This is a genomic window from Burkholderia stagnalis (genome assembly GCF_039848545.1).
GTDB lineage: Bacteria > Pseudomonadota > Gammaproteobacteria > Burkholderiales > Burkholderiaceae > Burkholderia > Burkholderia stagnalis.
In genome coordinates, this window is sequence record NZ_CP156687.1 from 828,862 (window position 1) to 842,384 (window position 13,523).

A 13,523-nucleotide genomic window follows, 5' to 3' on the forward strand; every position below is an offset into this window, starting at 1 on the left:
TCCTGGGAAGATGCAATTTGAATAAGTCGATCGGCGTATGCTTCCCTGAACCTCCGGCTGCCCACGACGATGTGCGATGACAATGCCGCAGGTTTGATGCAATCGAGCGCATTGAATTGAGGACGGCAAGGTGATGGATCCGGCGCGCGCGAATGACAGGAAGTGGGATCGCAAAGACGATTTGCGTCGCGAACTATTGAATGGGCGGATGCGGGCTTATCGTGGCTCAGGGTTTCGGAGGCGGTCAGATATCGCTCTTTGCTTCGGCTATTTATCGCGTGGATTGTGGTGATGCCTGCCGATCCAGCCAATTAATTCAGAATGAACCTGGGGCGGCCCTACCCCAGCATCGTTATTGACTTCACTTCCGTTCATATCGCTCATTTCGTAACGGTGCCAAGTGAAACACCATGCTTTGGCAGGAGGCCCACTCCGTGATGCCGCGTTGTCACGTGACAACTCACCACTCTGCGGGGATCGCATTACCCCGAATTGCGCTCGGCTCACGCCGAAATCATTTCATTTACGACACAACACGTATCAATCAACACATTTGATGCTTGCGCATGGCTGAAGAAGCGTGGCCGTCTTAAGTGTAGTTGTTTGACCCCTGTTTTTGGGATGCGCGCGCCTTCCGTGCGTGAAACAACATGAAGAATCGCCCGGAAGTCCTTATAAGATAAAGCTTCCGCGGCCGCACCCTACTTTGTGTGAATGTTTCACGATACGAATCGTGTGCGCTGCCGGCGCCCTGGGAATCGGGTGTTGTCGATCCTCGCGCAGGTTTCCACGGTGTGCCCCGCTGGGCGGGAGACAGCCTCTGCTTGGCGACAGGTCGCTATCAAGTAAACGAGCTAATGGGTGCACTACGTCAGGGAGCGAATTAATGGGGCCATATCAAGGATGTTGCCTGCCCTCTTGCCTTCTGATGCGCCACGCGGGCCTGACAATCAGTGTGCGATACCAGACCAGATCGCCAGATCGAGCTTCACCCACGGCAAAAGACCTGGGATCTCGCGGGTCAAGCCGCCTAACGAACTCGCTCATTTCCGCATTCCGTCACATCCAAAACCATTCGTCTACCGATCGCGCCGATCTCTGAAATCTAACCAGCACTTCCACACCATCTCTGGCGTACGCCCCGGCTCGATCATCCGTTGTCACGTGACAACCGATCAACAGTGGGCAGAGCTCGGATACACATCCACTTCCTCGAACGAAATCTAACACCAGTGCCGACTGCTAGAAGCCCGTTTCCATTTAGCAAACTAATACCCCGTAGCCACGTTCGTCGACACCTGCCCATGTTGTCACGTGACAACCTGTCATTTGGTCGAGTCATTACTTCATTACTGTTAATCGCTATACCTGTCGATCGCGTGACGTTCGGCTATGCAACCATCCGATCGCATGATCGGCTCATCAGCTTGGCGGCTTGTCACGTAACAACTGCTCGTATGTTGATACTCGGCCAATCGGCACGATGCAATGTGTTTGCAGCAGCTTAGTGCATACCGTCGCGGCCAAGAACTAATCCAGTATCAAGGGAAAGCCAATTCGTCGATCGCACGCGTCATCTCAACTGCAAGCCATCAGATTTTTATTGATTCCCATAATCTCACTCCCATCGTTTCCGCACGCGTTAGCCATCCGGCTACTTGTCACGTAACAACTGCACCGCCTCGCTCAAAATCTCGCGATCAGAGCATCTTGTCTGGACTTTTCTCCAACAAATGCATATATTACGCAAAACTCCTTGGAGGGATTTAATGGCTTTCAAGATCGCCGTCAGCAATCAAAAGGGTGGTACTGGAAAGACCACCATCTCCGTCAACATCGCCGCCGCCTTCGAGGCCGGCGGGAACAAAGTGGCACTCATCGACGCCGACCCGCAGGGCACGTCCGTCCGGTGGGTCACGAGTGGCGAGAACACCCTGCCGATGACCGTGCTCTCCCTGGCCCCGGCCGGCCGCGGGATCGGTGGCGAGATCAAGAAGCAGGATGCGCATTTCGATGTGATCGTCATCGACTGCCCCGGCAACCTGGAGGATCCGCGCATCGCGTCGGTACTCGAAGTCGCAGACTTCTGTCTCGTACCACTGTCGCCATCGCCTGCAGACCTCTACAGCACCGTCGCAATGATCCGCATGATCGAATCCATGCGAGCAGTACGTAACCCGAACCTGTCTTCCGCACTGATGCTCAATAGCGTCAATGGAAAAACTAAAATGCGTGAAGAGATTTTAAAAATTCTAAGAGCAGAAGAAATAGGGGAACATCTGCTGGACAGCCAGATCGCCCAACGCGAGGTCTATCGGCAGACCTTCGCGCTCGGCACCACCATCCACCACCACAATCGCTACCTGAAGGGCCTCAAGGAGGCTCGCGCGGAGATCGAGAAGCTGGTCACCGAAATGGCCCAATACATTGCGTCGACACGCGCTACCGGAGCCGCAGCTCATGGCTAAAGACACATCGAAGGAAAAGAAGGCAACGGGCAATCTCCATCTCGCGGCCGGGCTTCTGCGCGGGCTCGCACAGGAAAACGCGGCGCTGGAGACGCGGCTGCCCGAACCGTCCGTGACGGTGCTGCCGACTGCCGCTGCGCCCGCGATCAAGCTGGCGACGGCGCAGCCCGCCGACACGACGGATCTCGACGCCCCGCAGAAGGTCGCCGTGAAGGACTGCATCCCGAACCCGTTCAACCCCCGGGTTTTCTATTCGGAATCGAGCCTGCATGAACTCGCGCTGACATTGAAGCGGGAAGGGCAGATCGAACCGATCAAGGTGACCCGTCTGCCGGAATTTCCCGGCAAGCTCGTCGTGATCGACGGGCAGCGCCGGTTGCGCGCCACCAGCATCAACGGTGACGAAACCATCACCGCCACCTTCCGGTCGGATCACACGCCCGAGCAGCTCTATACGATCGCCTATCGCGCCAACCACGATCACGAACGCCAAACGATCTTCGACGATGCGGTCGCATGGAAGCGGCTCCTCGACGAAAAGGTGTTCGCCGACCAGAACACGCTGGCGGAGAAGATCGGCAAGGACAAGGCATCGATCAGCAAAACGCTCTCGCTCAACGCATTGCCGAACACGCTCCTCGAGCGGATGGCCACGGCGAGCGACGTGGTCGGCCTGCAGGCTGCCTATTTCCTCAAGCTGATCTTCGAGCGGCTGGGCGAACCGACGGCCGACCGCCTGCTGTCGGCCGTGATCGACCGGAAGAAGTCGGTCCGCGATCTCGAGAATTTCCTGCGCGCGCAGAACGACGGGGACAAGAAGGCAGGGCGGACACGCTACAGCGTCCGCCACGACTTCGCGCTTGAATCACAGACGATCGGCCAGTTGAAGACCTATCCCGACGGACGTCTCGACCTGCAGCTCAAGGGCGTGGACGCAGCCCACCAGGAAACGCTCGCCGACCGGCTCAAGGAAGTCATCGACGCGTACGTCGCCGAGCTGGCCGCCGCGCAAAAGTAAGGTGCCCAAATGAACAGACCTCGCGTTGCGAGGTCTGTTTTTCAGTTTCAGTTCGTGGCCAGGCTGCTCTTCAGCAGGAACTCCAGCAAGTCGTCCGAGGTCGGTTCGCCCCAGGTATCCAGCGCGAGCCATCTGAAGAAACTGGTTTGCGCGAGCTTGCTGGCCTTCTTCTTCGGCGACAGCACCAGGTCCTTCGAGCCGACCACCGTCTCGTTGTACCGATCGATGAGCTTGGTCTGGTCGTCGATTTCCAGTTCGCGGAAGTAGGCACCGGCCTCGTCGATCTTGGCGGCGAGGTACTTGTCTCGGATCTGCTCCTGCTTGCTCTGCGCCGTTTCCTTCGCCGACGGGGCCGTCTCCGGCGTCGGCCCGTCGGACAGCGTATAGCCGTGCGTCAACGCCTTGCGGAAATAAGCCCCGATGTTATCGACCGGCGCCGCATTCTTTTTCGTGGTCCGGTTGAGCGTGTACGCAATCGCAGCCTTGATGCGCTGAACACCGTACTGCGTAATCAGCCGCCGCGCCTCCGAGCGCGGGATGCCGAACTTGGCGACTTCCTCGACGAGTGCTTCGTTCTTGACGTCGCCTTCTTCCACGGTATCCGCACTCGGCTTGCGCATCACCTTGAACTGGACCGCTTCGACACTGCGCCCGGACTTGTGCTCGATCAGTTCGAGCGTGTGGTCCGATACTTCGTTGACCTCTTGAATGCACGGCACCAGCACCTTGCTCTTGAACAGCTTGTACTCCTTGTACGACTGCGATGCCTTGTCCTGGCCCAGGATCAGATCCCGGAACTTCGGCAGCGGGATCTTCGCGGTGATGCCGATACCTTCGTAGCGCACCGTGTTTTCCCACAGCGCGAGCGAGTGCGAGCGCCGAAACTCGCGCGCGATCCGCATATCGATCAACGCGTAGATCTCGGGGTTGAGCAGCTCGCTGCGAATCTGGTCCGAGAAGCTGTACTTCAGCACCGACTGCTCGAGCTCGGCGCCGGCCAGCAGACCCGATGCCTTCCAGACGGTCGAGCGATCCGCTGCAAGATAGTCCCAGTTGACGACGGTGCTGATCAGCGAGTTCACCGTGTCCTTCACGTATTTCGTGTTGTTGCTGTTCAACCCGCTCTCGTGCGAGAGCGAGGCGATCGAGATCGAGAAGCTCGTGCGCCCCGGCTCGAATGCTTCCTGCCTGAGCGCGTTCTTGATCAGCGAGCTGAACATCTTGCGCTGCTGCAGACCGATCTTTCCCGATTTGGGGGCGATGTGAATCGCTTGAACCGCCTTGCGCAGCAAGTCGGGAGGCTCGGGCGTCTGGAACAGCGAGACCTGTTTGTCGGAGCCTTTGCTTGCGGGCTTTCGCGGCATCGTGGTGTCCGGATAAGGTTACCTTGTTGAGAGCGGACTTTATACCTCTTCACCGCCGAGGGCAACGCCCCTGTTCGCACGTCACTTGCACTGTCGCAGCTAACTTATGGCACACAAAGGAATTTTTTCCGCGTGCGAATGTTCGAAAGGCCCCATAACCATCTACCTTTCCGCAAACTCTCCTCCCAAAGGTCGCTACCTTTCGCGCGAGATGCCCTGATCCGGCCGGGCCATCGCCCTGCTGAAGGTACCTTTTTATGGGAAGCAAATGGCCAGAACCGCGATCGGACGCGGAATCTGTGGTGCCGTGCAGCACACGGTCCTTTTTCTCCCATAACACGCTACCTTCGAAATTTCCCATAGAAGGGGACCTTTCGAAGCCGTCGTGTTTTGCGAATCGCGCGCCTTGGGTCGCCGCATCGTCAAATCGATCCCATAACAGGCTACCTTACGCGAATCCCACGGATGACTACCTTTCCCACGGACCAATCCTGTATACGCGCGGGAGTCACAGCCTCGGGCTGTGCATGAACTCGAGCCAGCATACACGGAGCAACCCCATAAACGGGTACCTTCAGAGCTTCCCATAACTGGCTACCCGAGATCGCCCTCCTCACGAGAATGGCTCGATCGATTCGCAGAAATCCCCCATAACCGGGTACCTTAAAGATCCCCCATAAACCGCTACCATCGGCGTTTCGCTGCCGAATCCCCATAAACGGCTACGCTTGCACCATATCCACACCCCCGATTCCCCATCCCGGGCTACCCCAAACCCCAAATCCACAGACCTAACGCCCCAGACACTTCTACCTATGCTCCCATAAATGGGTACCGAACACCGGCCACAGCCTTGTTCCACAAGCCTGTGAGGCATCTAAAAGTAGTTAAAGAAGTAAACGTTGCTTTCTAAAGAAGTAAACACACTGTGTGTCTCCGGAAAAAGCACACCCCATAAACCGCTACCAGAAGGGTTCCGCACTGGGTGTCGCGCGTCTTCCTGTGGAGAACCTTCCTGATTCGTCACAGCGCTGTGCCCCGTCTGTCAAGCTTCCTGACGCTGCCTGGCCGATCCGGACGTGAGCACGTACTCACAAGCATCGAAACGTATAAGGCTATGGGAACAAATCTCTTAGAAACCGTCTTTTCCCGCACATAGGTTCCCGTCTATGGGGGATCCACAGCGGGCAGCGACGAGGATATCGCCAGTCACAGGCCCCGAAAGCCGGCATGATATGGACAGGTCGCTTTGTTGCTCCGCACTACGCTTGCCAGCCGAATTCCCACACGCAGTGGCACCGGAACGCGTCGAGCCGCCTAGAAGCCCCACAGAGCGGCTCAAACAGCAGTCGAATGCCTGTGGGGTACCTTTCCTCGAATGCGGCCGCTACGGCACCATCTGTGCAAGCGATGGCTACCTTATGTCGGTCGGACCACCCCAGCAAGTTTCTACCTTTGAATCGCCTCACCGCCTGTGTGTGAAGTACCCATGCTTCCAGCACCGTTTCGGGCCTCACGTGAGAACACCAACATTCCTGGCACTCACCTGGAGCGATTCGGCACACATCTCCCGAAAATGCTCACCGTTGACACACACCTGATCCCGTAAAGGCTCACGATCACCGTGTCCTGAATTACAGGGCAGTCGGATTGCGATGCCGGAAAGGCGCGCGAAGGCTTCCGACATCCATCCCGGTCAGTCCTTTGCCAAGATCACCACTTCCACATGGCGACCTGATGTGATCGTCGCGCGCTGAAGGATCGGTGAGCCGAATGCGACGCCTTTCGATCACCAGGAACCGATCACACCTGACTCACGCGTTATGTCGCTGATGCGCGCGCAGTTGTATGTGACATGAACGGTGCACAGGGAGAAGCGTATGTGAGACGTCGGCATCGTCGAGCACAGCACGCGTGCCCGACGGTATACATCCATGGGAATCGGCGCGTCAGGCGCCCTCGTCGCCGTGGCCGGGGTTGTCGTTTATGGGAGCGCACGACTCGATCCTCGACGAGCAAATTCCATGTCGCCACACGCGAGGCAACACGGTTATGATGCAGAGGCCTCGATCGACGTGCTCACACGTCGGGGCAGGGGTGGTATCTCGCAGTTCTTCATCCGTGACCAATCCGAATAGAGAGTTCAGCGATGCGAATCCAAATCAGAACGTTCACGCTCGTTGCTGCGACCGCAGCTTTCCTGATCGGCGGGACAGCGCCTGCGTTTGCGCAGGAAACGGCCAGCGCGCCCGCGGCGCAAGACGCAAAAGCCGCGAAAGCCGAGGCACGCAAGCAAGCCCGTGCGCAACACAAGGCCGAGCGCAAGGCGGCTCGCGCGAAGAAAAACGCCGAGCTGAAGAAGCTCGAGGACGCGGGCTACAAGCCGGCGGCCAATGATCCGAACTATCCGCAGAAGCTGCAGGATGCGCAGAAGAAGGCGGGCGCCGCGGCCGGCGCAAGCCAGTAAGCGCTGTGACGGCCGGGACGTCGCGCGAGGCCCGCGTGACGCCCTGCCAGCCATCACGCTGTGATGGGGCACGTCGCATCGTTCGCGAATGACGTGCCCGAGTTTGTGAAGCAGCAATCGAATATTTGGTTCGTCATGCTGATGATGTGTGCGGCTTGACCCTGCCGCATGCTTTCCTGGAAGATCATTTCGTTCGGGCGATCACCAGTTTCGCTTGAATCCCGCCTCCTGCTGCTCGAGACAAAGCACCGTCGATTTCACTGCACGGAACGTCTCGACTGAACGGTTTACACCACGTAAAACCAACCGTGTAATGCATCGAGTTGGGCGGCGTTCGGCGTTCCGCAAACCATTTCCCCGAACACATGCGGCCCTCGCGTTGACGGCTCGCCGTTCGCCGCTCAGGACGGACGCACAATGCAATGATCAGGCGCGATTCGCGGCTTCACGTTTGATCGCCTTGAACGCCAACGATATCGCCGCGCACGAACGTCAACGTGCTGGTCGAGCGTCCGGGGCTCGACGACATCCGGGCGGCAGCGGCGTAACACCGCCCTCGGCGCGGCTGACTTCGCGGGCAACCCCGAGCAAGCCGGGGCGGCCTGCCATCCGTCACCCGCCGCTCGAACGCGATGCCCCGGCCGCGCGCGTCAACCAGTCCTTGAACGCGCGAACCGCACCGTCTTCCGCGCGTGATGCTGCAACATAGGTGAAGTACCGCCACGGCGGCATCACCGGCGCCTTGAACGGCTGCACGAGCCGGCCTTCGGCGATATCGTCCGCGACGAGCGCGATCGGCCCCATCGCGACGCCGAGCCCGTCGAGCGCGCCCTGCAGCGTCAGGTAGAAATGCTCGAGCGTGAGCGACTGCCGCGGCACGAGGTGCGGCTCGCCGGCTGCCGCCAGCCACTCGGGCCACATGCCGGGATAGGTCGCCGCATGCAGCAGCGTGAAATGCGCGAGATCGGCAGGCTTGCGCAGCTTCCTGCCTTCGAGGAGCCGCGGCGCACACACCGGCAGGCGCACTTCGGACAGGAACTCGTCGGCGACATAGCCATCGATCGCCTGCGGGCCGCCGCGAATGATCAGGTCGACGACGTCGCGGAGCTTCTCGATCGGTTCGTTCGACGTGGACAACCGCACCTCGATATGCGGATGCGCGACCTGGAACGACGACAGCCTTGGCACGAGCCAGCGCAGCGAGAACGTTGCCGGCGCGCTGACGCGCAGCACCCGCTGTTGCCCGCGTTCGAGCTGCTGGGCGGTGGCAAGTGCGATGCGGTCGAACGACGCGCCGACTTCCGCAAGGTAGGTCCGCCCGGCCTCGGTCAGTTCGACCCGCCGGTTGTGGCGCTCGAACAGCGCCCGGCCGAGCCAGGCCTCGAGCTGCTGCACATGCCGGCTGATCGCGCCGTGCGTGACGCACAGCTCGTCGGCGGCCAGTGTGAAGCTGCCCAGGCGGGCGGCGGCCTCGAACGCCCGCAACGAATTCAACGGAGGAAGCTTTCTGCCCATCACACCCATTCGCGTGAATTTTTTTCACGCGATGCTCAAGATTAATCGTTTGATCGCCCAGTGCTGCTGCGCCAATATGCCATACCTGCGGCTCGCCGAGTCCGCCAAGTGTCGAGTTTCCTCACGTGGAGAGTGGAGCATGCAGAATGTCGTGGTGGTGGGCGCCCAATGGGGCGATGAAGGCAAAGGCCGCGTGGTGGACTGGCTCGCGGGGCAGGCCGACATCGTCGCGCGCTACAACGGCGGGCACAACGCGGGCCACACGCTGGTCGTCGACGGCAAGACCTACAAGCTCGCGCTGCTGCCGAGCGGGGTAGTGCGCGGCAAGCCCGGCGTGATCGGCAACGGCGTGGCGCTCGACCCGGAGGCGCTGCTCGCCGAGATCGCGCGCGTCGCGGAACTCGGCGTCGCGGTCACGCCCGATAACCTGGCGATCGCCGAAAACGCGACGCTGGTCCTGCCGATTCATCGGGCGATCGACGCCGCGCAGGAGACGCTGCGCCGCGAACCGATCGGCACCACGCTGCGCGGCATCGGCCCCGCCTACGAGGACAAGGTCGGCCGCCGCGGGCTGCGGGTCGGCGACCTGGCCGATCCCGACGCGCTCGCGAGCAAGCTCGACGTGCTGCTCGACCATCACAACGCGTGGTTCCGCGGGCTCGGCCTCGACCCGTGGACGCGGGACGCGATGCTGCCGATGCTCGTCGACCTCGCGCCCAAGGTGCTGCCGTTCGTGCGGCCCGTGTGGGCGGACCTCAACGATGCATACGACCAAGGCCGGAAAATCCTGTTCGAAGGCTCGCAAGCCGTGATGCTGGATATCGACTGGGGCACGTATCCGTTCGTGACCTCGTCGGGCACGGTGGCGTCGGCGGCTGCCGCCGGCACCGGTCTCGGCGCGTCGAAGCTCGGCCATGTGCTGGGCGTGACCAAGGCCTATGCGACCCGCGTCGGCGGCGGGCCGTTCCTCACGGAACTCGCCGACGGCGTCGGCGCGCGGTTGCGCGAACGCGGGCGCGAGTTCGGCGTCAACACCGGCCGGCCGCGGCGCTGCGGATGGCTCGACGCGGCCCAGCTGCGCCAGGCGGCCAAAGTGTCCGGCATCGATTCGCTCGCGCTGACCAAGCTCGACGTGCTCGACGGCTTCGACACGATCCGGCTGTGCGTCGGATACGAACTCGACGGCGAGCGCATCGATCATCTGCCGGCGAGCCTTGCCGCGCAGGCCCGTGCGAAGCCCGTCTACGAGCAGTTCGACGGCTGGGCCGGAACGGTTGGCGGCACGCGTCGGCTCGGCGACCTGCCGCACGCGGCGCGCCGTTTCGTCGAACGCGTCGAGGCGATCGCGGGCGTGCCGGTTTCGCTGCTGACGACCGGGCCGGAGCGCGACGACACCATCGTGCTGCGCAACCCGTTCGATTCGTCCGTGCGCGCGTAGCAGGTATACGGCGGCGTTCGACCGCGACGGCCGAACCGTGAGGAGTCCGGCCGAGCGGCGGCGTAGACAGTTCGGGGGCATACCCAACTGGACACGCCCGTGGCGCTGCTGTAGTGTTCCGCACCAATCATTCCGGCCTCCGGAACACGGTGCCGGCATCTTGCGTCGCGCGCTGCGCCGATACCGGCACGGACCCGGTCGCGCGCGTCGCGGCGCGCCGGGCCTGCATGGTGCGAGGCGATCTCATTCCCGGGGACTTGTCGATGGACACGCTACAGATGATGCGCATTTTTGTCCGCGTGGCGGAGGAAGGCAGCTTCACGAGCGCCGCCCAGCGCCTGGACATCACGACCGCCTACGCATCGCGTTCGGTCGCGCAGCTCGAAACGCATCTGCGCACGCGCCTGCTCAATCGCAGCACCCGCCGCATCGCGCTGACCGATGCGGGGCAGCGTTATCTGGACCGATGCCAGCGGGTGCTCGCGTACATCGACGAGGCCGAAGCGGAAGCGGCGGACGCGCAGGCGAAGCCGTCGGGCCGGCTGCACGTGCATGCGACGACGAGCTTCGGCCAGGCGTACGTGGTGCCGGCAGTCGTGCGCTATCGGCAGCGGTATCCGTCGGTGGCGGTCGAGCTGACGCTGTCGCAGCACGTGCCGGACATCATCGACGAAGGCTACGACGTATCGCTGCAGTTGAGCACGACGGAACTGCCCGATTCCGGGCTCGTGTCGCAGCGGCTCGGCGCCGTGCACAGCGTGCTGTGCGCGTCGCCCGCGTATCTGCAGGCGCGCGGCACGCCGCAGACGGTCAAGGATCTCGAGGGACATTCGTGCCTGCAGATCGTCACGCCGGTGTTTCCGCGCGACCGCTGGCATCTCGACGGGCCCGACGGCCGCGAGACCTTCGAACTGCCGCTGCCCGATTTCCAGGTGAACATCGCCGATGCGCTCGGCGCCGCGCTGCGTGCGGGCCTCGGCATCGGCTCGCTGCCGATGTCGACGGCGTTGCCCGCGCTGAGCAGCGGCGCGCTGGTGCGCGTGCTGCCCGAGTACCGGCTGCAGAAGCTGACGGTCTATACGCTGTATCCGTCGCGCCAGTATCTCGACGCGAAGATCCGCACCTTCGTCGATTTCCTGCGCGAATGCGTGCCCGAGATGCTCGCCGCCGACGAGGCGGCGCTGTGCGCGTCCCACCAGGCGTGATGCGTGCGGTGGCGGCGCCACCGCGCACGATCATGCGTCGAATTTGAAATTGACCGTCTTCAGTTCGGCGAACGCCTCGATCGACGGTCAGGCGCTTTCGCGGCCGATGCCCGAACGCCTGATGCCGCCCATCGGCGCGCTGGCATAGCCGTTCACGCCGAGGCGATCGATACGCGCATCGGCCGGCATGTGCCGGCGGCGTTCATTCCCGGCGCGTCGCCCGCCGCGTTGCGCGCCCGGCGACGCTCATCCGGGCTGCAAGCCGCTTACTTCTGCGCGTTCGCCCACATCGTGCGGCCGAGGAACGTCAGCGTGCGGTCCCACGCGATCTGCGACCACACCGGATCGTACTGCGTGCCCGGCAGGCGGCCGGTGCCGACTGCCGTCTCGTTGGCGAACGCGTGGTGCGCGAGATAGCGGTGGAACGTGTAGTCGGCGTTCGCGGCGCGCAGCTTCTCTTCGAGTGCGTCCACCTGGTCGGCCGCGAAGAACGCATCCTGCGTCGCCCAGTGCCCCATGATGGGCGCCTTGAGCTTCGCCGCGTCGAGGTAGTCGAGCGGCGGCAGGCCATACCAGGCGATGCCGGCCGTCACGTCGGCGTTCTGCAGCGACAGCAGGGTCAGCGCACCGCCCATGCAGAAGCCGGTGACCGCGACACGCTCCGCGTGCGACTTCAGGTACTGCACTGCGCCGGGAATGTCCTGCGATGCCGCGTCGCCGAAATCGAGCGCGCTCATCAGGTGGTGCGCCTCTTCCGCCTCGACCGTCGACTTGCCGCGATACAAATCGGGAACGAGCGCGAAGTAGCCGCAGCGGGCCAGGCGGTCCGCGACGCCGCGGATCTGGTCATTCAGGCCCCACCATTCCTGGATGACGACGACCGCGGGCGCGCCGTCGGTCTGCTCCGGCGTCGCCAGGTAGCCCTGCAGTTCCTGGCCGTCCGGGCGGCGAAACGAGATCATGGATCCGGTTGCTTGAGACATGAAACCACTCCTTGTCTTGTTGAAATGAGCATGGGTGCGGCATCGAAACAGGCCGGCGGTCTTCACGAACCATCCCGCGCCCGCTTTGGCCGGCCCCGTACACGCGGGAATTCTATGCGCAAACACGCCGCGTCTGCTGGCACGGTGCGGATTTCGCGCGAATCCGATCGTTCCGTGCGCCGCTGCCTGCCGGAGCCGACGTGACCGGACATCCGCGGGCGCGGTTTCAAAGTACGGAGCAAATCGCCGAATGCGTTGACCTCGCGTCTCGGCGCTGGCGGATGTGCCGCCTGTCCGAATCGGGTGCGGCGCCGACGTGTAGCACATGGCGCGCGTCGATCGATCAAAATGGAAGGATTACTGATCATTCTTGGCGGCGTTTGCCGCCGGGAGACGGTGCCTCGCATTCATCTGCCGAGGCCCGATGCGAAAACACCACGCCCCCGATCGTCAGGGGCGTGGTGTTCGGCAGCACCCGCGCGAAGCGAGCGCAGTTCGTGTTACTGACCGAAATAGATCGAGTCGCGGCCGTTCTCCTTGACCGGCGTCACACGGCCGGAGCGGACGCCGGCGGCTGCCTGCGCGCCGTAGCCGGCTTCGTCGGCATGGGTCACGCGCGCCTGGGCGGCTTGCAGCGCTTGCGGGTAATGGGCATCGGACACCTCCGGCTTGTACCCGGCCTGCTCGAGCTGCACCAGCTCCGCGCGCACCTGCTCGCGCGTCGGCGCCGGCGTCGACTGTGCGAATGCGGCATACGAGGCGGACAGGGCGGTGGCTGCGACCACGGCGTAGATGAACGATTTCATGATGACCTCCGGTTTGATTGATTTCGCGCTTCACTGTCGTGCTGAGCGGTTGATTGCATCGTAGCGGTCGCGTCACCGGCCGAAAATACCGATTCCAGTGACAAATTATCTCAGCACGGTAAACAATCCGACGCGAATACCCGGTTTGGTCTGATGATTGCCGAAGCTCGTGGAACGATCGGCTGCAGCGTTTCCGTTGCATCGAATGTGCGATGCCGAAGCGCGGATTCAAAGTTGTTACGTGACAAAGCCATGACGT

The 13,523-nt window shown here is 62.2% G+C and carries 9 protein-coding genes; 5 read left to right on the forward strand and 4 right to left on the reverse strand.

Going from position 1 to position 13,523, the window contains the following annotated elements; genetic code table 11:
* Positions 1-1,769 precede the first annotated feature (1,769 nt).
* Positions 1,770-2,468 carry a ParA family protein gene (locus tag ABFO07_RS34485; RefSeq protein ID WP_059881243.1) on the forward strand — a complete coding sequence of 233 codons (699 nt, stop codon included), beginning with the start codon at positions 1,770-1,772 and terminating at the stop codon, positions 2,466-2,468.
* A complete protein-coding gene (locus ABFO07_RS34490; RefSeq protein WP_059558101.1) occupies positions 2,461-3,486 on the forward strand; it encodes a ParB/RepB/Spo0J family partition protein in 1,026 nt (341 codons plus the stop codon). Before ABFO07_RS34485 ends, ABFO07_RS34490 begins: the two co-directional genes overlap by 8 nt.
* Positions 3,487-3,533: 47 nt before the next feature.
* On the opposite strand, the gene ABFO07_RS34495 is transcribed toward ABFO07_RS34490, so the two are convergent.
* Positions 3,534-4,850 (reverse strand): replication initiation protein, encoded by a 1,317-nt coding sequence (locus ABFO07_RS34495; RefSeq protein ID WP_059881241.1) that lies wholly within the window; start codon positions 4,848-4,850, stop codon positions 3,534-3,536.
* A gap of 2,149 nt (positions 4,851-6,999) precedes the next feature.
* Here ABFO07_RS34495 and ABFO07_RS34500 point away from each other — a divergent pair.
* A complete protein-coding gene (locus ABFO07_RS34500) occupies positions 7,000-7,317 on the forward strand; it encodes a hypothetical protein (protein WP_059558105.1) in 318 nt (105 codons plus the stop codon).
* Between the two features lie 612 nt (positions 7,318-7,929).
* On the opposite strand, the gene gcvA is transcribed toward ABFO07_RS34500, so the two are convergent.
* The gene (gene gcvA, locus ABFO07_RS34505) at positions 7,930-8,832 is read right to left on the reverse strand and encodes a transcriptional regulator GcvA (protein WP_059881600.1); all 903 of its coding nucleotides are present in this window, start codon (positions 8,830-8,832) and stop codon (positions 7,930-7,932) included.
* Between the two features lie 139 nt (positions 8,833-8,971).
* On the opposite strand from gcvA, the gene ABFO07_RS34510 reads away from it, so the two are divergent.
* Both ABFO07_RS34510 and ABFO07_RS34515 read left to right on the forward strand, forming a co-directional pair.
* Positions 8,972-10,270, forward strand: coding sequence for an adenylosuccinate synthase (locus tag ABFO07_RS34510; protein ID WP_059881239.1), 1,299 nt, complete (start codon positions 8,972-8,974; stop codon positions 10,268-10,270).
* A gap of 263 nt (positions 10,271-10,533) precedes the next feature.
* Complete coding sequence (locus ABFO07_RS34515; protein WP_059803874.1) at positions 10,534-11,475, forward strand: LysR family transcriptional regulator; 942 nt, start codon at positions 10,534-10,536, stop codon at positions 11,473-11,475.
* 266 nt (positions 11,476-11,741) lie between these two features.
* On the opposite strand, the gene ABFO07_RS34520 is transcribed toward ABFO07_RS34515, so the two are convergent.
* Entirely contained in the window at positions 11,742-12,458 is a 717-nt protein-coding gene (locus ABFO07_RS34520) for a dienelactone hydrolase family protein (protein WP_347469828.1), read from the reverse strand.
* Positions 12,459-12,958: 500 nt separating this feature from the next.
* Positions 12,959-13,264, reverse strand: a complete 306-nt coding sequence (locus ABFO07_RS34525; RefSeq protein ID WP_059881233.1) for a DUF4148 domain-containing protein — start codon at positions 13,262-13,264, stop codon at positions 12,959-12,961.
* Between the last annotated feature and the right edge of the window lie 259 nt (positions 13,265-13,523).

Excerpts from the sequence above, each read along its gene's own strand:
- ABFO07_RS34485 (WP_059881243.1), top strand. The coding sequence starts at position 1,770 with ATGGCTTTCAAGATCGCCGTCAGCAATCAAAAGGGTGGTACTGGAAAG.
- ABFO07_RS34490 (WP_059558101.1), top strand. The coding sequence starts at position 2,461 with ATGGCTAAAGACACATCGAAGGAAAAGAAGGCAACGGGCAATCTCCAT.
- ABFO07_RS34495 (WP_059881241.1), bottom strand. The coding sequence starts at position 4,850 with ATGCCGCGAAAGCCCGCAAGCAAAGGCTCCGACAAACAGGTCTCGCTG.
- ABFO07_RS34500 (WP_059558105.1), top strand. The coding sequence starts at position 7,000 with ATGCGAATCCAAATCAGAACGTTCACGCTCGTTGCTGCGACCGCAGCT.
- gcvA (WP_059881600.1), bottom strand. The coding sequence starts at position 8,832 with ATGGGCAGAAAGCTTCCTCCGTTGAATTCGTTGCGGGCGTTCGAGGCC.
- ABFO07_RS34510 (WP_059881239.1), top strand. The coding sequence starts at position 8,972 with ATGCAGAATGTCGTGGTGGTGGGCGCCCAATGGGGCGATGAAGGCAAA.
- ABFO07_RS34515 (WP_059803874.1), top strand. The coding sequence starts at position 10,534 with ATGGACACGCTACAGATGATGCGCATTTTTGTCCGCGTGGCGGAGGAA.
- ABFO07_RS34520 (WP_347469828.1), bottom strand. The coding sequence starts at position 12,458 with ATGTCTCAAGCAACCGGATCCATGATCTCGTTTCGCCGCCCGGACGGC.
- ABFO07_RS34525 (WP_059881233.1), bottom strand. The coding sequence starts at position 13,264 with ATGAAATCGTTCATCTACGCCGTGGTCGCAGCCACCGCCCTGTCCGCC.